Origin of the sequence: Aquiflexum sp., from assembly GCF_041749095.1 — a bacterium.
Classification (GTDB): domain Bacteria; phylum Bacteroidota; class Bacteroidia; order Cytophagales; family Cyclobacteriaceae; genus Aquiflexum.
On sequence record NZ_JBGTCA010000433.1, the window covers coordinates 31,976 to 56,160 of the forward strand.

At 38.6% G+C, this 24,185-nt stretch carries 17 protein-coding genes; 9 read left to right on the forward strand and 8 right to left on the reverse strand.

The genetic code is table 11. The features are described 5' to 3' along the window. Window positions 1-42 precede the first annotated feature (42 nt). The 6 genes from ACEW8O_RS20010 (at window position 43) to ACEW8O_RS20035 (ending at window position 5,299) form a co-directional block, all read left to right on the forward strand. Window positions 43-465 carry an antitoxin Xre/MbcA/ParS toxin-binding domain-containing protein gene (locus ACEW8O_RS20010; protein ID WP_373496399.1) on the forward strand — a complete coding sequence of 141 codons (423 nt, stop codon included), beginning with the start codon at window positions 43-45 and terminating at the stop codon, window positions 463-465. Continuing rightward, window positions 462-926: an RES family NAD+ phosphorylase gene (locus tag ACEW8O_RS20015; protein WP_373496400.1), complete on the forward strand. Its 465-nt coding sequence runs from the start codon at window positions 462-464 to the stop codon at window positions 924-926. The genes ACEW8O_RS20010 and ACEW8O_RS20015 overlap by 4 nt, the downstream gene beginning before the upstream one ends. Before the next feature lie 72 nt (window positions 927-998). Next, window positions 999-1,928, forward strand: coding sequence for a DUF4412 domain-containing protein (locus tag ACEW8O_RS20020; protein ID WP_373496401.1), 930 nt, complete (start codon window positions 999-1,001; stop codon window positions 1,926-1,928). A 230-nt stretch (window positions 1,929-2,158) separates the two neighbouring features. Further along, window positions 2,159-2,662, forward strand: coding sequence for a dihydrofolate reductase (locus tag ACEW8O_RS20025; protein ID WP_373496402.1), 504 nt, complete (start codon window positions 2,159-2,161; stop codon window positions 2,660-2,662). Then, window positions 2,649-3,914, forward strand: a complete 1,266-nt coding sequence (locus tag ACEW8O_RS20030) for a competence/damage-inducible protein A (RefSeq protein WP_373496403.1) — start codon at window positions 2,649-2,651, stop codon at window positions 3,912-3,914. The genes ACEW8O_RS20025 and ACEW8O_RS20030 overlap by 14 nt, the downstream gene beginning before the upstream one ends. Window positions 3,915-3,997: 83 nt before the next feature. Further along, on the forward strand, window positions 3,998-5,299 hold the full coding sequence (locus ACEW8O_RS20035) for a dihydrolipoamide acetyltransferase family protein (protein WP_373496404.1): 1,302 nt from the start codon (window positions 3,998-4,000) through the stop codon (window positions 5,297-5,299). 9 nt (window positions 5,300-5,308) lie between these two features. Here ACEW8O_RS20035 and ACEW8O_RS20040 read toward each other — a convergent pair whose 3' ends face one another. The 5 genes from ACEW8O_RS20040 to ACEW8O_RS20060 all read right to left on the reverse strand — a co-directional run bounded on the left by ACEW8O_RS20040 (window position 5,309) and on the right by ACEW8O_RS20060 (window position 13,375). Continuing rightward, window positions 5,309-8,206: a response regulator gene (locus ACEW8O_RS20040; RefSeq protein ID WP_373496405.1), complete on the reverse strand. Its 2,898-nt coding sequence runs from the start codon at window positions 8,204-8,206 to the stop codon at window positions 5,309-5,311. After that, entirely contained in the window at window positions 8,203-9,207 is a 1,005-nt protein-coding gene (locus ACEW8O_RS20045) for a Cache sensor protein (RefSeq protein WP_373496406.1), read from the reverse strand. The genes ACEW8O_RS20040 and ACEW8O_RS20045 overlap by 4 nt, the downstream gene beginning before the upstream one ends. Before the next feature lie 27 nt (window positions 9,208-9,234). Then, window positions 9,235-9,474 (reverse strand): hypothetical protein, encoded by a 240-nt coding sequence (locus tag ACEW8O_RS20050; protein ID WP_373496407.1) that lies wholly within the window; start codon window positions 9,472-9,474, stop codon window positions 9,235-9,237. Then, complete coding sequence (locus ACEW8O_RS20055) at window positions 9,471-9,887, reverse strand: OsmC family protein (RefSeq protein ID WP_373496408.1); 417 nt, start codon at window positions 9,885-9,887, stop codon at window positions 9,471-9,473. Before ACEW8O_RS20055 ends, ACEW8O_RS20050 begins: the two co-directional genes overlap by 4 nt. Before the next feature lie 107 nt (window positions 9,888-9,994). Next, window positions 9,995-13,375 (reverse strand): methylmalonyl-CoA mutase family protein, encoded by a 3,381-nt coding sequence (locus tag ACEW8O_RS20060; RefSeq protein WP_373496409.1) that lies wholly within the window; start codon window positions 13,373-13,375, stop codon window positions 9,995-9,997. Window positions 13,376-13,726: 351 nt separating this feature from the next. Between ACEW8O_RS20060 and ACEW8O_RS20065 the strand changes: the two genes are divergently transcribed. From ACEW8O_RS20065 to ACEW8O_RS20075, 3 genes are all read left to right on the forward strand, one after another. Beyond that, window positions 13,727-14,806, forward strand: a complete 1,080-nt coding sequence (locus ACEW8O_RS20065; protein ID WP_373496410.1) for a site-2 protease family protein — start codon at window positions 13,727-13,729, stop codon at window positions 14,804-14,806. 83 nt (window positions 14,807-14,889) lie between these two features. Further along, the gene (locus ACEW8O_RS20070; RefSeq protein WP_373496411.1) at window positions 14,890-17,028 is read left to right on the forward strand and encodes a glycoside hydrolase family 97 protein; all 2,139 of its coding nucleotides are present in this window, start codon (window positions 14,890-14,892) and stop codon (window positions 17,026-17,028) included. A gap of 192 nt (window positions 17,029-17,220) precedes the next feature. Then, window positions 17,221-18,720 (forward strand): glycoside hydrolase family 32 protein, encoded by a 1,500-nt coding sequence (locus ACEW8O_RS20075; protein WP_373496412.1) that lies wholly within the window; start codon window positions 17,221-17,223, stop codon window positions 18,718-18,720. Between the two features lie 11 nt (window positions 18,721-18,731). On the opposite strand, the gene ACEW8O_RS20080 is transcribed toward ACEW8O_RS20075, so the two are convergent. From ACEW8O_RS20080 to ACEW8O_RS20090, 3 genes are all read right to left on the reverse strand, one after another. Further along, a complete protein-coding gene (locus tag ACEW8O_RS20080) occupies window positions 18,732-19,637 on the reverse strand; it encodes a hypothetical protein (protein ID WP_373496413.1) in 906 nt (301 codons plus the stop codon). Between the two features lie 162 nt (window positions 19,638-19,799). Further along, window positions 19,800-22,658: a PD-(D/E)XK nuclease family protein gene (locus tag ACEW8O_RS20085; RefSeq protein WP_373496414.1), complete on the reverse strand. Its 2,859-nt coding sequence runs from the start codon at window positions 22,656-22,658 to the stop codon at window positions 19,800-19,802. Between the two features lie 105 nt (window positions 22,659-22,763). Beyond that, on the reverse strand, window positions 22,764-23,948 hold the full coding sequence (locus ACEW8O_RS20090) for an ATP-binding protein (RefSeq protein WP_373496415.1): 1,185 nt from the start codon (window positions 23,946-23,948) through the stop codon (window positions 22,764-22,766). Window positions 23,949-24,185 lie beyond the last annotated feature (237 nt).

The window sequence follows — 24,185 nt, forward strand, 5'->3', positions numbered from 1 at the left end:
ACAATTGTCGTAAATTTATTGACAGTTAAACAATCGGAGAAAATGGATAATCTATTGAGTGATTTTGAATCGCCTTACACTAAAGCCCCAAGATTGACCCAAAAGTTGATCATCAAAAGCAGGGATGGGATTTCTTTTGGGGAGTTTGAGTACTTTTTGGACAGAAGTCCAATCTATATTGAAGAATGGGCGGGTTTACTTCATTTATCAGATCGTACGCTTCAGCGATACAAAAAAGACAACAAATCCTTTGAATCCATTCATTCAGAGAGGATTTTAGACCTTTTTATGCTATTCAAATTTGGCGAGGAAGTGTTTGGAGACAAAAGCACTTTTCAATCGTGGCTTCATGACCAAAATATCCCTTTGGGTAATGTCACTCCATTATCACTATTGGACACTTCATTTGGGATTGTGCTGGTTAAAGAAGAATTGGGCAGAATCCAACATGGCATCTTTGCATGATTGTATTCAGGCTGTCCACCAGTATTTATGCTGAAAATCTAAGTGGCAAAGGGGCGGAACTTTATGGAGGAAGATGGAACAGTATTGGAACTCCCGTTGTCTATTCTGCTTCTTCCAGGGCTTTGGCAATGGCAGAAGTAGCTGTTCATCTGCATTTTCAAAAAATCCCGAAAGATATGATGATGGTTGAATTATACCTTCCCGAGGATTCAATGACTTCATTACCCATACAGGAATTAAATGCAAATTGGGAAATGTTCCCCTATTCCTATCATACCCAGAAAATCGGTGACGATTTTATCCAAGAAAACAGGTTTTTAGTTATCAAAGTACCATCTGCTGTGGTAAAGGGGGATTATAATTTTTTGATCAATCCCAGACACATTGAACTCCAAAAGATCAAAATAGTGAATATCTCTCCGTTCAGGTTTGATTCCAGAATTTTTTCAAAAGAAGGGTGAATCTATTCCATTTCCACAGGTAGTTCCTCGATATTTTTTTTAAATTGTAGCTTTAAACCAACCCCAGACAATATGAAACATATTATCAAACTTTTGACACTTGTTATATTCTTAATCCCGACAGTGGATTCCCATGCCCAATTTGCAAAACAACTTAAAAGAGCTGCAGAAAGAGGGGTCAGTCGGGCTATCGAACGAAAAGTAGAAAGTGAAATGGAAAAACTCGCCATGAGACAGCTTAATAAGATGCTTAAGGACGTGTATGGCACCGAGGATATGGAAAAAATTCCTGGTATGGATATCGGGAAAATACTGGAAGCCATCGAAAATGATGTTGAAGTAGATGAATCTTATGATTTTACCGGATATTCTGTGCTTGAAATTTCCGGATTGGATGAAAAGGGAAAACCTATTGATCCTGTAAATCTAAAATCATATTTATCAGACGATTCTAGTATCACAGGGATGGAATTCTCGGAAAAAAACAAAAAATCTTCAGAAACCTATGTCATGATTTTTGATTTTAACCGAAACATCTCCATTACTTTATTTGAAAATGACGGTCAAAAAATGAGAATGGCTTTTGGTTATGATTATGCTGCAATGAGTAAGGCCGTTGATATGGAAGATACAATTGAAGAAGGAGATGATGAAAATGTTTCATTCAAAAAAACCGGGAATACAAAAACCATCATGGGTTATGATTGTGAGGAATACTTGGTCGAGACAGATGAGAATATCACCAATTATTGGGTGACAAAAACTCCTATCACCGGTCATGCTTCTTTTTGGGGACAAAACAATCCATTTCTTACAGCAAGAATGAAAGATCATAATCCCAATCTATTCAACAACCTTCCTACCGGCAATATGATGGAAGCGTACATGGAAAGTAAAAAAGACAAAAGCAAGATGGAAATGAAAGTCATTGACCTGAAATCTAACGAACCCAACAGCTTCCTGATGGCCGAATATCCAGGTATGGCTAATTTCAAAGATTGATTTTATCAAAATAAAGATTTAATCATTTGTTATAAAGGTTAGGCACTAGCAAATATTAATTCCACATTAAATAGATTGATTGCCTGATTTTCAGTTTACAAATAAAATCCCATTGTTCCAGATAGACCAAGAGTTTTGGATATTTGTAGCAATGGGGTTTTTATTTAGAAGATTTACATTTTTTTGATTTGATAAAGCTTAATAACTTAGCAAATAAACAATCTACTATTTTGAAAATTTCAATCATCGTCGCGAAAGCTAAAAACAACGTAATCGGTAAAGACAACCAATTGGTCTGGAAACTCAGTTCCGATCTGAGATTATTTAAAAAACTGACCACCGGTCATCATATCATCATGGGCCGAAAGACTTACGAGTCAGTTGGCAAACCACTTCCTAACAGAACTTCAATTGTCATAACCAGAAATGAAGATTTTAAGGTTCCTGAAGGTCATTTTGTCTTTCACTCACTGGAAGATGCCATCAAGCTATGCATCAGCAAAAACCTTGGACAGGTCTTTATCATTGGTGGGGCAGAAATTTACCGTCAAACCTTACCAATATGCGATGAACTTATCGTGACTGAGGTAGATGCTTACCCGCAAGGTGATGCTTATTTCCCTGATATTGAATCAAACAAATGGGAAGAGATTTCCCGGGAACATTTCAAAAAAGACGAAAAAAACGAATATGATTTTGACTTTGTCATCTACAAAAGAAATGACAGAATATAAAGAAATTAAAGCAGAAATATTGGCCATTGGGGATGAACTGCTATATGGTCAGATCATAGATACCAACAGTCATTGGATAAGTCAGGAACTTGACAAAATCGGCGTCCGGGTAGTTAGGAGAAGTACAGTAGGAGATTCAAGGGAATCTATACTGACAGCATTTGGAGAGGCGGAACAAAGAGCAGATATTATTCTGATGACCGGAGGATTGGGTCCCACAAATGACGATCTGACCAAACCTTTATTGGCAGAATATTTTAATTGCAGCATTGAATTGGTGCCTGAAGCATTAGATGCTGTCAGAACTTTTTTTGAAAAAAGGGGAAGGGAACTCACTCCTCTCAATAAACTTCAGGCACATTTACCTACTAAGTGCACCTATGTTCCCAATGAGTTGGGCACAGCCCCCGGCATGTGGTTCAATGAAAGCGGTAAAGTCTGGATGTCAATGCCCGGTGTCCCTCATGAAATGAAAAAACTTATGTCGGATCATGTGTTACCAAAAATCAAAGAGCTATTTCCCCTCCCAAATATTTATCATAAAGTAGTCAAAACGGTAGGAATAGGAGAAAGCTGGTTAGCTGATTTGATCAAAGATTGGGAGAAAAATCTTCCTGGACACATCAAACTGGCCTACTTACCTTCTCTTGGTCATGTCAAACTTAGGTTAACCGCATTTGGAGAAGATAATGCTAAACTTCATGATGATGTGGAAAAACAAATTGAAAAAGTCAAACCACTCATTGAAAAGTATATTTACGGTTATAACAAGGAAACACTTGAAGAATCAATAGGAAGGCTTCTTAAACAACAAAATAAAAAAGTTGCTCTTGCCGAAAGCTGCACAGGAGGCTATATTTCCCATCTAATGACAAGCATTGCCGGAAGCAGTGAGTATTTTCAGGGCAGTCTTGTCCCCTATCACAATCATTTCAAAAACAGGATTTTAGAGGTGAAATCAGAAACCTTAAAAGAATTTGGTGCTGTAAGCGAAGAAGCGGTCATTCAAATGTCCCAAAATATCAAAAAAATGTTCGAGGCTGATTTAGGACTTGCAAGCAGTGGAATTGCAGGACCTGGGGGTGGATGGGCTGAAAAACCCGTAGGAACAGTTTGGATAGCTTGCGCAATGAAGGACAAAACCGTCACGAAAAAATTACAGCTTACCCAGGACCGAATGCTGAATATTCAATTGACTGGGGTTGCGGTTTTGAATTTGCTAAGATTATGTTTATTGAATAAAACAGAATAAAAATTTTCAATCGGAGTTTTGTATTCGAAAAAATAAAATTTAATTTTAAAACTCGGAAATAAACCCAATTAAATAAAAGTAACATGGCTACTGTAGAAATGCTGATGCCCAAGATGGGTGAGAGTATCATAGAAGGCACCATACTCACTTGGCTCAAGAAAGAAGGTGATAAAATAGAACAGGATGAATCTGTTCTCGAGGTAGCTACTGATAAGGTGGACACAGAAGTCCCCGCTATCCATGGAGGTACGCTTAAAAAAATCCTTGCCAAAGAAGGTGAAGTGGTAGCAGTTGGTTCGGCCATTGCCCTTATAGAAACGGAAGGGCAAGAAAATGGTCATATTGAGGCATCCGCACCAAATGGTAAATCTGCAAAAGAAAAATTGATTGAGGCGGCACCTTCACAAACTGCCACTTTGTTCGATGAACCTAAGGTTATCAGTAGTTCAAGTATTGCTGATGACAGGTTCTATTCCCCTTTGGTATTGAGTATCGCAAAAGAGGAAAAAATAAGTAAAGATGAATTAGCCTCCATTCCCGGATCCGGTAAAGATGGTAGGGTCACAAAGCAGGACATGTTGACTTATATCAAAGAAAGAGAAAAGCCAAGGTCAGGCAGTGTTTCAGCATCTCAGGCCTCATATACTCCTCAAAAGGTGGAAATGAGTATTTCTGCACATGATGAAATCATGGAGATGGATCGGATGCGCAAAATGATCGCGCAAAGGATGGTGGATTCAAAAAGGATTTCGCCACATGTAACGTCTTTTGTAGAGGCTGATGTCACGAATATAGTCCTGTGGAGGAATAAGGTAAAAGACAATTTCAAAAAGAAAGAAGGTGAACCACTGACTTTTACACCATTTTTCATTCAGGCTGTGGCAAAAGCCATCAAAGACTTTCCAATGATCAATATTTCTGTTGATGGTGAGAATATTATCAAAAGGAAAAGCATCAATATTGGAGTTGCGGTGGCCTTACAAAGTGGAAATCTGATCGTACCGGTAATCAAAAATGCTGATCAATTAAATCTGACCGGATTATCCAAAATAATAAATGACCTCGCTAACAGGGCGAGAACCAATAAGCTTTCACCGGACGAGCTTTCAGGTGGTACGTACACCGTTTCCAATGTAGGTTCTTTTGGGAATGTCATGGGTACTCCTATCATCATGCAGCCACAGGTAGCAATCTTGGCCGTTGGTGCCATTCAGAAAAAGCCTGCGGTAGTCGAAACACCGACCGGTGATGTGATAGCCATAAGACACAAGATGTTCCTTTCACATTCATATGACCACAGGGTAGTCGATGGTTCTTTGGGCGGGATGTTTGTCAGAAGGGTTGCAGATTATCTGGAAGCTTTTGATCTGAATACCGAACTATAAAAAAAGTGGTCAATCGACCTCTTTTTTATTGAACTTCTTTTCTGCAGTTATTTTAAAAATTTCAGCTAAATCATCAATTTTCACAGGTTTGGTAAGGTATGCATCCATTCCAGCATCAATAGCCCTATCCACATCTTCCTGAAATGCATTTGCTGAAAGGCCAATGATTTCAACTGAATTTGAACGTCGTTTTTTTATATGCCTGCTAGCATCAAGACCATTCATGACCGGCATTTGAATATCCATCAATATTAGATCATACCCATTGATTTTTGCCATATTGACTGCTTCTTCACCATTGGATGCAACATCATATGTATATCCCAATTGGCCCATCAGCAAATCCATAAACCTTAGATTGGTTTTGTTGTCCTCAGCTATCATGATTTTGAGAGGATATTTCCCGGCCATATTTTTCCAATCAAACAAGGTGTCTTCTTCATTTTCGATAAATTCCTTTGAAGAAATTCCTTTCTGTTCATTCCAGATTTTTCCAAAAACCGAAAATACAAATGTTGACCCTATTCCGATCTCACTTTCAATACTCAATTGTCCACCCATCAATTCGATAAACTTATTAGAAATAGCCAAGCCCAATCCGGTTCCCTGATGCTGCCTGGTATTACTGCTATCAACCTGGATAAAAGGTTTAGCCAAATTATCTATTTGGTCTGCCGGAATCCCAATACCTGTATCGGTAACTTTGAAATGTAGTAATATGCTTTTCTCTAAAATCTCCTCTCCTGATATCTTAAGGTTGACACTACCCCCGGCAGGTGTGAATTTAATAGCATTGCCTATAATATTGATGAGAACTTGGATCAGTTTTTCTTTATCCAACATTACATACTCCGGCAACATTGATTCAAACTGATAGGTAAAAAGTATATTTTTTTCGCTGATCATTCCCGAAAAGATTCTTAATGATTTTTCAATTTCCTTTTTGAAATTGAAAACTTTTGGGACCAGAGACATCTCTCCGGCTTCTATCTTGGAATAATCCAGAATGTCTTTAATTATATTCAGCAATGATTCTCCCGAGTCCTTGATGATTTCCACGTATTCTTTTTGAATATTATCGAGTCTAGTTTGCTCCAAAAGACCAATAATACCTAAAAGGCCGTTCATGGGAGTCCTGATTTCATGACTCATATTTGCTAAAAATTCCGACTTAGCTTTATTGGATTGGTCTGCGGACAACATCGCCTCTTGCAGTCCTTTTTCCAGCAATTTTTGGGCAGTGATGTCCCTTGCCATAGAGATTATTCTACCTTCATCAAGCTTGAAAAGTCTAGCTTCAAATATCCTTTTCCCAATCGTCAGCATTAATTCAAATTCAATTGTCTGCATCTTTCCAGTCTGCACTACTTTAGTAAACAAAGCCATCATTTCCCTGTTCAATGGATCAGGAAGCACATCAAGCAAAGTCTTTCCCATGGAATCTGAAGCCGGGTATAGCAACAGACTTTCATCCTGAACATAATAATCTAAAAAAATTCCATCTTTGTTATATATGAAAATCAAGTCCGGAAGGCTGTTCAATACTGCTCTGAGTCTGTTTTCACTTTTGATAAGTTCTTGTTCGGACTCGTATTTATCATTGATATCTGTACAGATTCCAACATTCCCAAGATATTCACCTTCAGGACTATATAGTAACTTTTCGAAGGCTCTTACCACAATAATCTCTCCGTTGGATTTCCTGAACCTAATCTGAGCGGTTACAACTTCCTTTTTTTCATTTTTGGAATCCTCAATGATTTTGTCCAACCTTTGGCTGTCTTCTTTTAAAATGTAACTTTTAAAGTTTCGGATAAAATCATTTTTGTGATAACCCAGGACATTATATACCTCATCTCCCACTTTGGTCATTTTCCCATCGGCACCTTGGAAATAAATAAAACCCTTTGATTCTTGAAGCAGAAGTGTCTGCCTCCTAAAAAGTTCTGCTATTTCTTCGGATTTTCTTGAGAGTAAATCATTTGCATATTGGGTGTTTTTGATAAACTTGTATAGGATCAAAATCACAAAAACCAATAAAACCAAAAGTCCCAAAAGCAAATAGAAATAAGCACTGTAAACCGCAAATCCTATGTAGGTAATATCCTGAATGAAAACAACAGCAAACTTTTCATCAGAGGCAGATAGGATGAAAGGATATTGGTGGACAAGTACCCTTAATTTTTCCTTTGAATCAATGGAACTGATATTACCTATGTAATCACCTTTTAATCCTTCATTGACATTTTGTTCAATACTTGAAAGTATTGAGCCTTCAATGATGTAGTTTTCAAACTGCTGTTCGAGCCCAAGAGTGAGAAACTCACCGTCACGGTAAATAAATTTATCCCCTGACTTACCCAGATAGTAATTGCCTAATTTGTAAACAAAAAATCTAGTCAAATTAGTCTTTACTGTGATACCTACACCTTTGTTGGGATTTGAAAAAACCACGTCACCTTTGCTTTTAGGCACTTTCTTGTAATTATCGAATATGGTTTTCAAAAAATTGTTCTGATCGTCAAAGTGAAATGAAACTACCCTATTTGGAAAGGTCACAATTATCGTATCCAATACATCCCTGTGATTGTTGAAAATCCTTCTAGCTCTTTTTTCAAAGGCAAGCTCTTCATTAGAAGTCCTTTCGTAAGTCCATGGTTCGAGATTGTTTACAAAAAACAACATATCATCATACATGGACGAAAAATCGGTTTGAATATCTTTCGCCGCAAGTTCAACTTGCTTGGAAAAAGCCTGCTTTCTCGAATTGATCTGATTTTCCTTAAGAACACTAAAAAAACTATAAGATAAAAACAATACCAATAAGATCACAGAAATCCCAATGGCTACAAACCAGCTGTAGTAGCTTTTGCCTAATGAGAAAGAAGAATAGATTTTTGATCTCATTGTAAATTCAAATCGAGTATAAACCAGTTGAGGCGGTCAATCCTTTCTGCCCTGATCGTTATTTTTTCCCCATTATCATTCAATACATACATTTTTTCTCCGGCCAAAATTATGTCAGAAGCCATTTTCCTGACTTCTCTGCTTTTACTTTTGAACAAATTGAAATCTTCAACCCTGTAACTGTCAGAGGTTATCGTTTGTGTATAAGTATGGTTTTTTAAAGGAGGTAAGGACAGTGCTTCAATAGCTTTGTTTTTACCTGCCACCACTGTGCCGGTGGCATCTATAATCAACAAAGTTTTATTTGATTTATTGATATATGATTCAATGATATCATTGACGGTAATATCAAATGCCAAAACCATCATTAGCTTGTTTGCATAATATACCGGCTGAAGCAAGGAAATCATCCAACCCCTACCCACCGGATCAATATAGATTTCCTGTACCCAAACAGCGGATTTTGAGGGATTGTGTTCCTCATCTCCTTCATAATAAAAATTAAAGGAGGTAACATCCAGATCCGGTTCAAGCATATTGTAAATATCATATGGTGGATAAAGTCTATTTAATTGTACTGAGGAATTAAAATACACTTGAGAAACCACACTTCTCCTTTTCACAATTTCCCTGAACAGACTATCAAGTGGATTGGTAATGTAAATCATTTCCATCACTGCATTAAGGTCCTGCCCCAAGTCCGGTATATACAATGAACTCATACTTGAATCCGCATCAGGTGCTGCATTTGCGGCTACACCTTTTATCCGGTATTTAGATTGGTCTGCTTTTGAAATCCACTCCTCCCTATGCTCAAATAGGCTCTCTGTATATTGACCTAAGCTGATTATTTCATCTTCAAGTTCTTTGAGATCATAGTCCATGAGTGAGGCCATCGCCTGAAGCTCTAACCAATTTTCAGAATTTTCGGCTGAATCTGTGGGGCTACATGAACAAACAACCACCAATAATAATGAAACTAAATACCCGGTGTTCCTCATAATACAACTAAAGGTTTATCCCTAAAGCTAAAGATTTTCAAGTTGTTTTTGAAAAGTTTGTCCCATTTCTTTAAATCTTGCAAGTACGGCTTTAAAAAAAATCCCATGATAAAACCCTTCCAGTTGAGATTCTTCTAAAATATCGGTTTCGGGAATTTTAAAGGTCTGTTCCATAGGACCAAATTCGAACTTGATCAGGTATTTGTTATTCCAGGAAAAAACTGAAATACGGACATCTTCTTTTGTAAATTCTTTGACCACTCTCATGCCGGCCTTTTTACTTCTGTTGTAAAGGTAATTTTAGACTTTAGAGAAGAAGCAACTGAACAATATTTTTCAACAGAAAGCGCCACTACTTTTCTAAATTCATCCTCTGTAGAATCTGGAGAAACAATGACAAAATTCAGCACGATATCAGTATAGAATGCCGGAATACCATCATTCCTTGTTCCTTCTATTTCGATATAAAAATCATCTATGGTTTTCCTTTTCTTTTTCATCATCAGCACTGCATCCACTGCCGAGCATCCCCCCAAAGCCGAAAGCAATAAATCCATTGGTGATTGGGCTTTTTTGTCATCTGCATCATACATGTCTATGTCCACCTTATTTCCCTGAAGGTTGGTAGCCTCGTATTCATAGTCCGCCTTCATACGGACGGTCACGTTTCTTTTGCTCATTCTTTTTTGATTTTAAGATTGAAAGATTGGAAAATTGAAAGATTAACCCTGAAAATTGAGTTCAAAATCTTTTAATTTTCCAATTTCATAATTTTGCAATTTTGAATTTACATATTCCTTCTGTACTGTCCGCCGACTTCATACAAAGCCTGCGTAATTTGGCCCAAGGAACAGTATTTCACTGCTTCCATCAATTTTTCGAAAATATTATGATTCAGAACGGCGGCAGTTTGAAGATCGTTCAAATACGCTTGTGACCTGTCTATATTTCTGGCTTTTAGAAGTTCCAAAGTTTTGATTTGTCCTTCCTTCTCCTCTTCATTGGCCCTGATGACTTCACCAGGAGTTACTGTAGGGGAACCGTCAGAAGATAGGAAAGTATTTACCCCAATAATAGGATATTCACCGGTATGTTTCAAGGTTTCATAATGTAAGCTTTCTTCCTGTATTTTACCTCTTTGGTACATGGTTTCCATGGCACCCAATACCCCGCCTCTTTCGGTTATCCTATCAAATTCTTTATAAACAGCCTCTTCCACCAGGTCTGTCAGTTCTTCAATAATAAAAGCACCCTGAATTGGGTTTTCATTTTTGGCAAGTCCCAATTCCTTATTAATGATCAACTGAATGGCCATGGCCCTCCTTACAGAAGCCTCGGTAGGGGTAGTGATCGCCTCATCATAAGCATTGGTGTGCAGTGAATTGCAGTTATCATAAATGGCATACAAGGCCTGGAGCGTGGTCCTGATATCATTGAAATCTATTTCCTGTGCATGCAGGGACCGCCCTGAAGTTTGAATATGGTATTTCAACATTTGGGAACGTTCATTAGCACCATATTTCATTTTCATGGCTTTTGCCCAGATTCTCCTGGCTACCCTGCCGATAACTGAATATTCAGGATCAATACCGTTGGAAAAAAAGAAGGATAGATTGGGTGCAAATTTATTGATGTCCATTCCCCTCGAAACATAATATTCCACATAAGTAAACCCATTGGAAAGTGTCAATGCCAATTGGGTAATCGGATTAGCACCGGCTTCGGCAATATGATACCCGGAAATCGAAACAGAATAAAAATTACGGATTTTCTTTTCAATAAAATATTGCTGCACATCTCCCATCAACCGCAAGGAGAATTCTGTAGAGAAAATACAGGTGTTTTGGGCCTGATCTTCCTTAAGAATATCTGCCTGAACAGTTCCCCTTACTTTTTTCAGCGTTTCTTTTTTGATGGTCTGATAAATTTCAGCAGGCAGAACTTCCTCTCCCGTAACACCCAAAAGCATCAGTCCCAACCCGTTATTTCCTTCAGGAATTGTAGCATTATAAGTTGGTCTTGGCGATCCTTTGTCTTTATACAAAGCATCGATTTTGGAGTTCGCTTCCTCTTCAAGACCATTTTCCCTGATATAGATTTCACATTGCTGATCTATGGCTGCATTCATAAAAAACGCCGTCATGGTTGCCGCAGGTCCATTGATAGTCATCGAAACAGAAGTCATCGGATCCGCAAGGTTGAAACCGGAATAAAGTTTTTTGGCATCATCCAAGCAACAGATATTCACCCCCGAATTCCCTACTTTACCATAAATATCCGGTCGATAATCAGGATCCTCACCGTATAGGGTTACTGAATCGAAAGCTGTTGACAGTCTTTTTGCGGGAAGTCCGCGTGAAACATAATGGAACCTTTTGTTCGTCCGTTCGGGTCCTCCTTCACCGGCAAACATCCTGGCCGGATCTTCCCCTTCTCTCTTGAAAGGAAAAACTCCCGCCGTGTATGGGAACTCACCGGGAACATTTTCCTTTAATCCCCATTTAAGGATATCTCCCCACGCTTCATATTTTGGAAGAGCTACTTTGGAGATTTTAGTTTGGGAAAGAGAAGAATAATAAGTCTGAACTTTCACTTCTTTGTCCCTGACCTTGAACACATAAAATTCATCAGCATACCGCTGTTTCTTTTCAGGCCATTCCTCCAGCCACTTTTTGTTTTTTGGATCAAGGTTCAATTCCACCTGTTCATAAACTTCTTCAAGTTCCTTGACCAATCTATCCTCATCCGAAACTTTCGCCGATTGGATTGCTTCTATTGATTTTTTGATGCTGTAAAGTTTTTGGGCAACTTCTTTTTGTTCTTCTACCCATTTGTCATAGCCTCTGTTATTTTCGGAGATTTCGGAAAGATACCTGATCCTGGCAGGGGGAATGATATAAATCTTTTCAGACATCTCTTTGTTGGCCTCATATGATGTGGTCAAATCAACTCCTGTCTTTTCAGCAAGCTTATGGATTACTGCCTTGTAAAGATTGTTCATCCCTGGGTCATTGAACTGGGATGCAATCGTGCCGTAAACGGGAATTTCCTCATCTGATATATCCCATAAATTATGGTTACGCTTATATTGCTTTTTGACATCTCTCAGGGCATCCTGCGCCCCTCTTTTGTCAAATTTGTTCAGTGCAATGATATCGGCAAAATCCAGCATATCGATTTTTTCCAACTGAGTGGCCGCACCATATTCTGGTGTCATCACATAGAGTGACATGTCGGAATGCTCGACGATCTCAGTGTCAGATTGGCCTATACCGGAAGTCTCAAGAATGATCAGGTCAAAATTGGCCGCTTTGACAATATCCACGGCATCCTGAACATATTTGGAAAGCGCCAGATTGGACTGCCTTGTGGCCAAGGAACGCATATATACTCTTGGATTGTTGATGGCGTTCATCCGGATACGGTCTCCCAACAATGCACCCCCTGTTTTCCTTTTGGATGGATCCACAGAAATAATGGCAATATTTTTATCCTTGAAATCCACCAAAAATCTTCTGACCAATTCGTCTACCAAGGAAGATTTTCCTGATCCACCTGTCCCTGTAATTCCCAACACGGGCACTTTACTTTCAGATGCAGTACTTTTGATTTTCTGAAGCATGGACTTACTTTCTTCAGGGAAATTCTCGGCAGCAGAAATAGCCTTTGCGATGGTTTTAGCATCTGATTTTTCAAAAACCCCATCATGGGTTACACCCTTTCCGACAGGAAAATCAGATTTTTTGACCAGATCATTGATCATTCCCTGTAGCCCCATTGCACGTCCATCGTCCGGAGAATATATCCTGGTAATGCCATGTTCATGAAGTTCTTTGATTTCTTCAGGCAAGATTGTTCCACCGCCACCACCAAAGATTTTTATGTAATCTGCTCCTTTTTCCTGAAGGAGGTCATACATATACTTAAAAAATTCCACATGGCCACCTTGATAGGAAGTAATGGCTATTGCCTGCACATCCTCCTGAATGGCACAATCGACGATTTCCTGAACTGACCGGTTATGTCCCAAATGAATCACTTCACAACCTGTAGATTGGATAATTCGGCGCATAATATTTATAGCGGCATCGTGCCCATCAAAAAGCGAGGCTGCTGTAACAATCCTGATATGATTCTCCGGTTTATAAATCTCTGGGGAAAAAGACATTGTAATTGGGTTTATTTCATCTAACAAAAAACCTTAAATAGAGGTTTAAACTAACCTCAATCTTTGGTTTTAGGAATATTCTGTCTGCGAAGATAAGAAAAATCAAAGTGTCAAATCCATAATATTGAGGATAAATCGAAATATTATTTTGATAAATTAAGTAAAATATGATATTTCAGAACATCGTTTGAAGATTTTCTTAGAAAACAAAAATAAATGTAGCATTTCAAACAAAAGACAATCAAAGCTCTCAAAAATCACCGTTTGGACGGCAATAGTGGTTTTCTTTGTAGAAAGCAACAGATAAAAAGCTTAATTTAGGAACTGGAAATCTAACAAAATGAACTACAAATGAAATTTTCACTGCTTTTGGGAAAATATAAAAATGTCAAAGTTTTTATTCACTGGACCTTTTCACTGTTATTGTTATGGATCATCATATCCAATATGCGGCAAGGGATGCCGACAATGGATATCTTTTGGATCATCATTTTTGTTCTTGCCTTATTCTTCTGTGTGGTCTTACATGAATTTGGCCATGCCCTAGCTGCTCAAAAGTATGGGATCCAGACAAAAGACATTGTGCTGTATCCAATCGGTGGAGTTGCGAGACTTGAAAAAATACCCGAAGACCCCAAACAGGAACTTTGGGTCGCTATTGCCGGACCACTTGTTAATATTGGATTATTTCTCATTCTTTCAGCCATTTTGAGTTTCACAGGATTTGACCTTGAAAACCTGGAAGAAGTCAAAATCAACCCCAGTACAATGGTTTTATACCTTGCATCTGCCAACTTGATTTTGGCACTGTTCAATTTACTCCCTGCCTTCCCAATGGATGGAGGTAGAGTGTTACGGGCAATTTTGGCCATCAGACTTCCAAGGGCCAAAGCAACACAGATTGCAGGGGGAATTGGTCAGTTCTTGGCCATTCTTTTTGTTTTCTTCGGATTGTTCAACAGTGCCATATTGGTGCTGATAGGGATTTTTATATTTCTGGGTGCAAGTGCAGAAGTAAACCATACCCAGCAGGAAAGCTTTTTGAAAGGCTTTAAAGTCAAAGACGCCCTGATGATGAAGTTTCAGATCATAGGTTTTGATGCGCCATTGGCAAAAGCCATAGAAAAACTTTTAAACTCCCAGGCAACACATTTTGTGGTGGTCAAGGATGATGTAGCCATAGGTACCCTCAGCAGAAATGAAATTATTAAAGGACTTAAAGAAGGAAATGAAAATACATTAGTGGAAAAAGTCGCAGATTTCAGTCCTTTGAAAATCGAAACGGAACAGGATCTTGATGATGCCTGGCGCATTATGATCACCGGAAATAAAAAGGTGGCTTTTGTCATTGAGGACGGGAATTTTCTGGGCATTCTTGATCAGGAAAACATCAATGAGTTTGTAATGGTGAAATCCGCTTTGACAAAATGACCTATAATTCCGGCTCATATAGTCTCTATTTATCTATGAAAAAATATACTTTAAGATCTCAACTTTCTAAAAAATATACCCAAATGAAAAACCCGATCTGCCTTTCTTTATTATTATGCTTTTGGTCATTTTTATTATGCGCACAATCCATACAATCCCCAAACGGCAATGTAAAACTTGATTTTGAACTTATTGAAGGCAAGGCGATTTATCAGTTGTCTTATAAAGGAAAACCTGTAATCGCCCCAAGTCAACTGGGCTATGAAATAAAGAACCAGCCAACACTTACGGATGGGTTTCAGATTGTGGAAACAAAAAATTCATCATTTGACGAAACATGGAATCCGGTATGGGGTGAAGAGAGCGAAATCAGAAACCATTACAACGAACTTTATGTGGAACTAAGTCAACTAACATCTGAGCGCATTTTAGCCGTCAGGTTTAGGGTTTTTGATGATGGGTTGGGCTTTAGGTATGAATTTCCTTCCCAACCGGGATTAGCACATTTTGTAGTCAAAGAAGAACGGACCCAGTTTGCTATGTCCGGTGATCATACTGCTTTTTGGATTGCCGGAGATTATGATACCCAGGAATACGATTACACTGAATCCAAACTTTCTGAAATCAGAGAGCAAATGGCGAAAGCGGTCACTGCCAATCTTTCCCAAAAACCGTTTTCACCTACAGGAGTGCAGACTTCCCTGATGCTGAAATCTGCAGATGGTTTGTATATCAATCTACATGAAGCGGCATTGATAGATTATTCAACCATGCACCTCAACTTGGATGATAAAAACTTCGTCTTCGAATCTTGGTTGACCCCTGATGTCAACGGTGACAAAGGATATCTACAGACGCCATTCGACTCTCCATGGAGAACCGTGATAGTCAGTGACGATGCACGGGAAATCCTAGCTTCTAGGATGACTTACAACCTCAATGAACCTTCCAAAATAGAGGATACTTCATGGATTAAGCCCATGAAATATATTGGGGTTTGGTGGGAAATGATCACGGGAAAAAGTTCTTGGGCCTATACCGATGAATTCCCTGCTGTCAGGTTAGGTGAAACAGATTTTTCCAAAGCCAAACCAAATGGTAGGCATGGTGCAAATACAGCCAATGTCAAACGTTATATTGATTTTGCAGCCGAGCATGGATTCAGGGGTGTTTTGGTGGAAGGCTGGAATATCGGATGGGAAGATTGGTTTGGTAATTCCAAGGATTATGTGTTTGATTTTGTGACCCCATATCCGGATTTTGATTTGATAGATATCAGGGATTATGCCAAAAGAAAAAACGTTGAAATGGTGATGCACCATGAAACCTCCTCTTCAGTGAGAAATTATGAAAGACACATGGATCGTGCCTATCAATTTATGAAAGACCATGGCTACAAAGACGTTAAGAGCGGTTACGTTGGAGATATACTTCCCAGAGGGGAAAACCACTATAGCCAATGGATTGTCAATCATTACCAATATGCCGTTGAAAAAGCCGCTGATTACCAAATCATGGTCAATGCCCACGAAGCAGTCAGGCCAACAGGAATTGCCCGTACCTGGCCAAACCTAATCGCCAACGAATCCGCAAGGGGCACGGAATATCAAGCTTTCGGTGGAAACAAGCCCAACCATGTTACAGTGCTGCCATTTACCAGACAGATCGGAGGACCTATGGATTATACTCCTGGTATATTTGAAATGGACATCAGCAAAATCAACCCTGATAACAATTCCTGGGTCAATAGTACCATTGCCAATCAATTGGCTTTGTATATTACCATGTACAGCCCACTTCAAATGGCCGCAGATCTGCCGGAGAATTACGAGCGTTTTATGGATGCATTTCAATTTATCAAAGATGTCGCTATTGATTGGGAAGAAAGCAGGTATTTGGAAGCAGAACCGGGATATTATATTACCGTGGCCAGAAAGGAAAAAGGAAGCAACAATTGGTTTGTAGGCAATGTCAATGGCGTACCGGTAAGGACATCCACGATTTCATTTGATTTCCTCGATGCTGACAAAACTTATATCGCCACTATCTATGCTGATGCAAAGGATGCCCATTATCGGAACAACCCTCAAGCATATACTATCAGAAAAGTAATTGTCAACAATAAGTCTAAACTCAGCCAGCAATCTGCTCCCGGCGGTGGCTACGCCATCAGTATCATTGAAGCCACTAAAGAGCAGACCAAGGGATTGAAGAAATTATAAAGCGGAATTTATGAACCACAAAAGGAATAAAGGGAACAAAAGAATCAGGTAGGAGGACTTGAATTATAACTTAATCCTTTTCTGATAAGACTTTTGTTTTCTTTTGTCACTTTTGTGGTTCAATTTTTTAAACTCATTCCTTTCAAAAAAGGTCAATTCTGTTAAATTTGAATTAAGAACAAATTCTTCAACATGAAAAAATTTCTGATACTTCTTCCATTCATCCTCACTTTTTTTGTTTCATGCCAACAGGAAAAACAACCTGAACCGGAAAACATGAATTTTTACTCAGAACCTTTCCGTCCCCAATTCCATTTTTCACCTGAAGCCAATTGGATGAATGACCCAAATGGTATGGTATATCTGGATGGAGAATATCATTTGTTCTATCAATATTATCCTGACAGCACCGTTTGGGGCCCGATGCATTGGGGGCATGCTGTTTCTACAGACTTGGTTCATTGGGACCATTTACCCATTGCCATTTACCCTGATAAAAACGGCTGGATATTTTCCGGTTCGGCTGTGATAGACCATAACAACACCAGCGGTTTGGGGTCAGATCAAAACCCTGCCATGATTGCCATATTCACTTATCATGATCCTATCGGTGAAAAAGAAGAAAGGGCTGATTTTCAGACCCAAGGGATAGCCTACAGTCTGGACAAAGGGAGGTCTTGGACTGTTTATAAAGAAAATACGGTTCTAAAAAACCCCGGGATCAAAGATTTCCGTGATCCCAAAGTGATGTGGTATGAAGATGGCAAAGAAAATGGAAAGTGGGTGATGTCTCTGGCTGTTCTGGACAAAATCGATTTTTACTCCTCCCCGAATCTGATAGACTGGACCTTTGAAAGTGACTTCAATCCTGATTGGGCTGCCTATGGTGGAGTATGGGAATGTCCGGACCTGTTTCCTTTGACTGCTGAGGACGGCACCGAAAAATGGATCCTGTTTGTCAGCATCAACCCGGGCGGTCCACAGGGAGGATCGGCAACGCAATATTTTGTTGGAAATTTTGATGGAAAGACTTTCACCACTGAAAGCTCGGAAACTTTGTGGTTGGATTATGGTGCAGACAATTATGCAGGGGTAACTTGGTCCAATGTGCCTGAATCAGATGGAAGAACGCTGTTGATCAGCTGGATGAGCAATTGGCAATATGCGCAAATCGTTCCGACCCATCCATGGCGCTCTGCCATGACCATCCCAAGAAACCTTGAATTGGTCAAAAAGGATGACGGATATCTGGTTGCATCTCGCCCTGTTAAAGAAATTGAAAAATTAAGAAAGGAATCAAAAACTGTATCAGGTACTTCGATTGAATTGGAAAATGATCTGGCAGAAGTTATCCTTTCCCCGAATCAAGCTGATTTCAAAATCCATATTTCAAATGAAAAAGGGGAGATCGTAACTATAGAAAAAGCAGGTGGGGAATTAAAATTTGACAGAACCAAATCGGGGTTGTCCGATTTCAGTAAGGTATTTGCTGCCGTGCATAAAGCTCCTTTAAATGGGATTGCGGTAGAAAGCATTAGGATATTTATTGATCGGTCTTCTATAGAGATTTTTGTCAATGAAGGAGAATTGGCCATGACTGAATTGGTCTTCCCTACTTCCCCATACACCAAAATAAATCTGGAAGGTTTTACTGATAGAAATTCTTTGTATTATTTAAGTGGAATATGGTGAAATTCAGGTCATCAAAACAAAGACCATAAATATAAAGGAACAGAGCCTACAAACTCCAATTGACTTTGATTATTTACTTTCATCAAAAATCCATCAGACATATTGAAAGGTCTGAACAAATTTCTGTGGGGATTGCCTGTTATTATATTAAAATGACCAACTAAAAGTTGAAATCCTGCCGAACGATTTTCTTTAATTATATCAAAGACATCTTCAAACATACGTTCATTCGGATTGGCATTTTCATGATTTATCCTTGAATCAGTTTCAATTGTGAGATTGAGTTCCATGGCCTCGATGGTCTGAACTGCCCTGCAAAACTCGCTGCTAAGGGCAATCCCAATTGGCATTTGGAGTTTTTTGATTGCATCGCCGATCTTTTTGCCATTTCTCCTGCCATTGTCATCCATTTGTCTGGCGACTTGAGGATCACAGGATTTCCACCATTCCGGCAAAGGCGAATCAATTATATCATCTCCGATTCTGGCATCTGAATGTCTCAATACCAAAGCAAATCCCTCGGGCTCATCTTTCATATTTCTCAAAGACCCGACTGTTCTGACTGCATTTGCCTTATTCTTCATGATCAGGAGGGGAATTGTCAGAATAAGATTTGGGCTTTCATCAAAAGAACAATCAATCCAATAAACACCTTGGGGCAGATTCAAATCGGCAAATCCTGACTCTTCAATTTCAAAGGTTTGTTGCTCTGTATTAGGATAAAACTTTGCAGGTTTATTTGTCTCGATGTTAATATGATAACCATCATCCGAATGCTCTACAAAAAATACCCCATCAATAAAATCCTCTGAGGTTATCATGTTTTCTTCTTTTTCTTCTCCTTCCAAACAGGAAATAATCAATAAAGGAACTAACATTAACATCAAAAGATGGATCGGTTTGAAGTAATATTTCATAAGTAAATGATCAATGGTGGAAAAATTAAAAGTTTTATTCGGAAAGACTTATTCAAGTCACCCTGTTGGGTAACTTTAAGTACCCGAACAATTTGTGAAAATAATCAATTTTTATACCAAAAATTTTACAATTAAAATTAAATACATATTAAAGATAACAGATTATCTTCCGCAAATCTCCTTGTAGGAACAGTATCTACATTTATCCCAATCCTCTGTTTGGCTAAATGGAATTTCCGGGTCAAACATGTCCTCCAATAATCCTTTTAAGCCATTTTCATATAAAAGCGCAAATTCCCGGTAGTTTTCTATTTCAACAGCTTTCCCTTTAGGTTCTTTTTGTTGTAGGTAAGGATTGAAGTCCTCTTGGAATATTTCTTTGAAATTAAATAGTGCCGGTTTTAAAGGCTTGGTGTTTTCAGGATGGGTGGCTTGGTAGAGCAATCCATAGTACATGGTCTGCATTGCTGCTTTGTTGCGATTTTTATCTTCACGGTCAAAAAGAGATTCGATATTGGCAAAAACCTTTTTGTCACCACCTGATTTGTAATCAATCAACCTGATGGTGCCATGCTGTTCATCCACTCTATCTATATATCCTTCCAATCCAACTTCAACTTTACCATTTACAGTATCAATTTGAAATTTGGCTTGGTGAGCTTTTTCCATAGATAATATTTGAAATGGTGCCTCTGCCTCATCAATCTCCAATAACCTATGGAGGTATTTCTGTAAGACATCCCTGACGATGGCCATCTGACCGCTAAGCTTGGTATCAGCACTGTCATCCAAATGATAGAATTTTCTTACTCCTTTTTCTATTGCCGGAAAAACCCAATTCTTCTTTAGATCCTGAAAATCTTCCTGTTCCAGAAAAGATCTCTTTTTTCTTTCCTGAAATCCCTGATACAAAAACTCCATACTGTAATGGGCTATATTGCCAAAAACCGAGGCATCAATTTCCTCCTTTACTTCCTCTTTTTCTTTGATTCCGGCCAAATACCTAAGGTAAAACTTGAATCTGCAATCCAGATAAACACTAAGCGCTGAGGGTGAAATGGTCACCCTCGATTTACCATCCTGATTTACTACATACTTTTCCAACAATCGAAGAACTTCATCATCCTTTTCAATGACAATCGAAATCGTCTTCTTAAGGTCCACAGGCACATAAACCACCTCCTCTTTCATTTCTAATCCCATCTCCACATCCATTTGCTGTATATACCTGCTCTTTTCACCAACCTTTCCCTGATCGGATGCAGTGGTATAAATCATATGGACCTCTTCCGCGCTTTGAAGCAAGCGATAAAAAGTGTAGGCATAAATAGCATCGTTCTGTTCCTGTACAGGCAAGCCAAAAGCCCTTCGGATGTTGTAAGGAATTAAGGAATTAAGACTACCTGCCGGAGGAAAACTGCTTTCATTCATGTTGCAAATGATGACCCGCTTAAAATCTAGGTTTCTGGATTCCAATACCCCCATTACCTGCAATCCCTGCAAGGGTTCCCCTTCAAAGGGCAATTTCACCTCTCTGAATACCTGTCTGAACAATCGAATGAAAAATTCCCGGTCTACAGAAAGTCCATCCTGTTTTTCAAAATTTCCCCTAAGCCGGTTCAGTTGCTTGAAACACTGATATAGATAAGAACGCTGAAGAGGTTCCTCCCCCAAACGTTTTGCCAATTCCTCCATCAGGGTAGAGAGGTAAGGAAATAATTGTTCACTGCTGAGTGGTCTAAAAATCAATTCAAAAAACGCCCCTCCCTCATGCAACTTCTTTTGAGTGATGTAAATTTGATTTTGTTCTTTCATTTCCCTAAGCAAATCCATCACAAAAGTTGGATTGACAGATTGTAAGTATATCGATGAAAGCAGGCTTCTAAGTGGCTGATGATAAAATAAAGGTATTCCATCCTCAACTTTAATATAGCGCTGCATTTCAAGAACTGCTTCCAAAAAAGCATAAACCGGAGTGTTTTTGACAGGGTAACCCATGGTGACATTGACCTTGTCAAGGTTCTCAGGCAAGGTGTGTAATACAGGAAATAATAGCTGCTCATCCGGCAAGATGATGACAGTTTCCTCCCAGTTTTCGTTTTTGTCAACCTTCTCCAATAAAGAACCTACCAGATTGGCCTGATTGGTTTTTAGGGGAGTTGCATAGGTGTGGATTTTTGCGTTGCGTTTTGCGATTTGTTCTGGTATTTCTTTGGGAAAAGTCGGCCCAAAGATGGAGTCATTTCGATATTCCCTAAAAAACAATCCTGCCTCTTGATTTCTATCTTCCAAATAATAGGAGTCGATATCCCAAAAAATCTTAGCCCTAAATTCCGAAACAAAATGCTTGATCAGCTTTTCCTCTGTTTTGGTAAAAGCATTGAAACCGATAAAAGCATATTGCTTTTCTGGTTTTGCAATCACATCTAATTTTTCTGCGACTTTTCGATATAACATCCCTGAGAAAGCCATTCCGGAAACACTCAAGGAAGCTTTGAAAGCATCATACAAAGGGTATAAAATCTGCCAGAATTTGAGGAATTTTTCCTGATGTCCTCTACCCTGATTTTGGAAAGAATCCCAAAATTGTCTGATCAAAGCAATTTGCTGGTCAGTCAGAAAACTCAGATCAGATTCTATTTCTTTGATTTCATATAAGTATAGGTATAGTTTTTTGGCCTCGGCCATAAACTGATCCACATCATTGAAATCCTTTAGAATCATCTCCCCCCAAAAATAAAAGCGATCAAAGGTTTCTGGTTCAGGATGAAGGGTCTGATAGACTTTATAGAGTTCAAAGATCAAAGTAAGGTCATCAGAGGGCCTTTGTCCGGCAAATTGATAGAAGACATCCTCAATGGTTTTGACCTCAGGCATCCAGGTAGGCTTATCGATCAGGGTCCCCAAGTGTTTGGTAAAAAAAAGCCCTGCCCGCCTGTTAGGAAGGACCACTACCAGATTTTGCAATTCAGGATAGGTTTGAATGATTTCCTGGGCGGTATTTCTTAAAAAACTGTGCATTTCTTCAAATTTTCATTATTAACAAAACAAAGCTTTTTAGGGCATGTAAAAAAGCGAATGACAAAGGATGTCGGAATAAAATTTTTATTATTGGGATAATTCTAGTTAATACAAAAAACCAAAAAGCCAAAGTGGAATTTTGAAACCTTGTCCTGATTTTATTTCATCAGCCGCAATATAAGCTGATGGAATACCCTTGATTTGTTGTGCCGTTTTTCCAGCACCTCCTATTTCAAATAAATACTGATCATCCAATAAAAAATCCCCGAATTTGGGGAAGGTGACTTCATGTTTTACTTTGGTTTGTGACAAGAAAAAAGTTTCTCTCAAATTACCTTTGTCTGGAAGACCACTTGACAAAGCAAAACTTAAGTTCGGATTATTCAGGTATATTTTTTCAGGCTTTTGCAAAAAACTCACTCCCTTAGTTTCCTGCTTTAATAAATTCAGTATCTCAGCATTTTCAAGCAAATCCAGAATTTTTAAAATCTGATTTCTTGATGCTCCCAATTTCTCAGACAACTTGCTGATATTCGGAATAAAGGGCACCGACTGACTGATGATATACAAGAGCTTGTACATATTCCGAACTGTCTGATGATTGATTTCTTCAAAAGGCGCCACATCCATTTCAATAATGACTTTTGTAATTTCCATTAATCTGGAATGGTAGGAAAGCAAACTTTCCCGATAAAAGGGGAAATAACCAAAGGAAAGATATTTTTGGAAATGTTTAAGGATTTCAACAATGTCCGAAATTTCGTTAGCTTTTTCTGAATGATGCTCTAGAATATATTGTAATGAAATAGGCTCAATTTTCAATTCATTTTCCAAGTTGACGTATTCCCTAAAAGAAAGTCCTGGTAACTTGTAAACAACCGCTCTCCTAGACAAATCTGCCTGTCCCTTGGCCAATTCAAGTATGGATGAACCTGTAACCACCATCCTGATGTCTTCGAAATTATCGTAAAGGATTTTTAAATCCTTTGACCAATAAGAATACCGATGGACCTCATCCATAAAAAAATTTCTATAACCCTTAGCGTACAAGGATTCAACCAATTCAACTAGTCGATTCACTTCAAAATAAACATCATCCAAACTTAGATATACACTTTCCCCTTCTGTGATGCTTAATTGTTGGAGCAATAAAGTGGTTTTGCCAGTACCCCTTGGACCAAGAACCATGATTAATTTCAAGTTCCAGTCTATATCATTGAAAAGAAATCTTTTGAAAGTTTCGTTTTGGTTTTTGACTTTTCTTTTTGATATCTCTATTAATCGATCCATATTGTTTTATTCATAATACAAATATATAAATTGTTTTTTACAAACAACAATATATTAATTTGATTTTTGTAAAAACCAATAAAAATTCCTTACTCAACCTCTACAACTCTCCCGTCTTCCAAATAGCACAAATAACCCTTTGTAGTCTTTTGACTTAGAGATGCCACCAAGTCCATATACTCTCTGACCTGTTTTTGATGTTTCTCAAATTCATAACCTGTCTTAAAATCCACAATA

What these genes read in the sequence shown, in the direction of transcription:
- ACEW8O_RS20075 (WP_373496412.1), top strand. Translation starts at nt 17,221, where the DNA reads ATGAAAAAATTTCTGATACTTCTTCCATTCATCCTCACTTTTTTTGTT.
- ACEW8O_RS20090 (WP_373496415.1), bottom strand. Translation starts at nt 23,948, where the DNA reads ATGGATCGATTAATAGAGATATCAAAAAGAAAAGTCAAAAACCAAAAC.
- ACEW8O_RS20065 (WP_373496410.1), top strand. Translation starts at nt 13,727, where the DNA reads ATGAAATTTTCACTGCTTTTGGGAAAATATAAAAATGTCAAAGTTTTT.
- ACEW8O_RS20050 (WP_373496407.1), bottom strand. Translation starts at nt 9,474, where the DNA reads ATGAGAGTGGTCAAAGAATTTACAAAAGAAGATGTCCGTATTTCAGTT.
- ACEW8O_RS20030 (WP_373496403.1), top strand. Translation starts at nt 2,649, where the DNA reads ATGACAGAATATAAAGAAATTAAAGCAGAAATATTGGCCATTGGGGAT.
- ACEW8O_RS20055 (WP_373496408.1), bottom strand. Translation starts at nt 9,887, where the DNA reads ATGAGCAAAAGAAACGTGACCGTCCGTATGAAGGCGGACTATGAATAC.
- ACEW8O_RS20020 (WP_373496401.1), top strand. Translation starts at nt 999, where the DNA reads ATGAAACATATTATCAAACTTTTGACACTTGTTATATTCTTAATCCCG.
- ACEW8O_RS20085 (WP_373496414.1), bottom strand. Translation starts at nt 22,658, where the DNA reads ATGCACAGTTTTTTAAGAAATACCGCCCAGGAAATCATTCAAACCTAT.
- ACEW8O_RS20060 (WP_373496409.1), bottom strand. Translation starts at nt 13,375, where the DNA reads ATGTCTTTTTCCCCAGAGATTTATAAACCGGAGAATCATATCAGGATT.
- ACEW8O_RS20080 (WP_373496413.1), bottom strand. Translation starts at nt 19,637, where the DNA reads ATGAAATATTACTTCAAACCGATCCATCTTTTGATGTTAATGTTAGTT.
- ACEW8O_RS20045 (WP_373496406.1), bottom strand. Translation starts at nt 9,207, where the DNA reads ATGAGGAACACCGGGTATTTAGTTTCATTATTATTGGTGGTTGTTTGT.
- ACEW8O_RS20040 (WP_373496405.1), bottom strand. Translation starts at nt 8,206, where the DNA reads ATGAGATCAAAAATCTATTCTTCTTTCTCATTAGGCAAAAGCTACTAC.
- ACEW8O_RS20070 (WP_373496411.1), top strand. Translation starts at nt 14,890, where the DNA reads ATGAAAAACCCGATCTGCCTTTCTTTATTATTATGCTTTTGGTCATTT.
- ACEW8O_RS20035 (WP_373496404.1), top strand. Translation starts at nt 3,998, where the DNA reads ATGGCTACTGTAGAAATGCTGATGCCCAAGATGGGTGAGAGTATCATA.
- ACEW8O_RS20015 (WP_373496400.1), top strand. Translation starts at nt 462, where the DNA reads ATGATTGTATTCAGGCTGTCCACCAGTATTTATGCTGAAAATCTAAGT.
- ACEW8O_RS20010 (WP_373496399.1), top strand. Translation starts at nt 43, where the DNA reads ATGGATAATCTATTGAGTGATTTTGAATCGCCTTACACTAAAGCCCCA.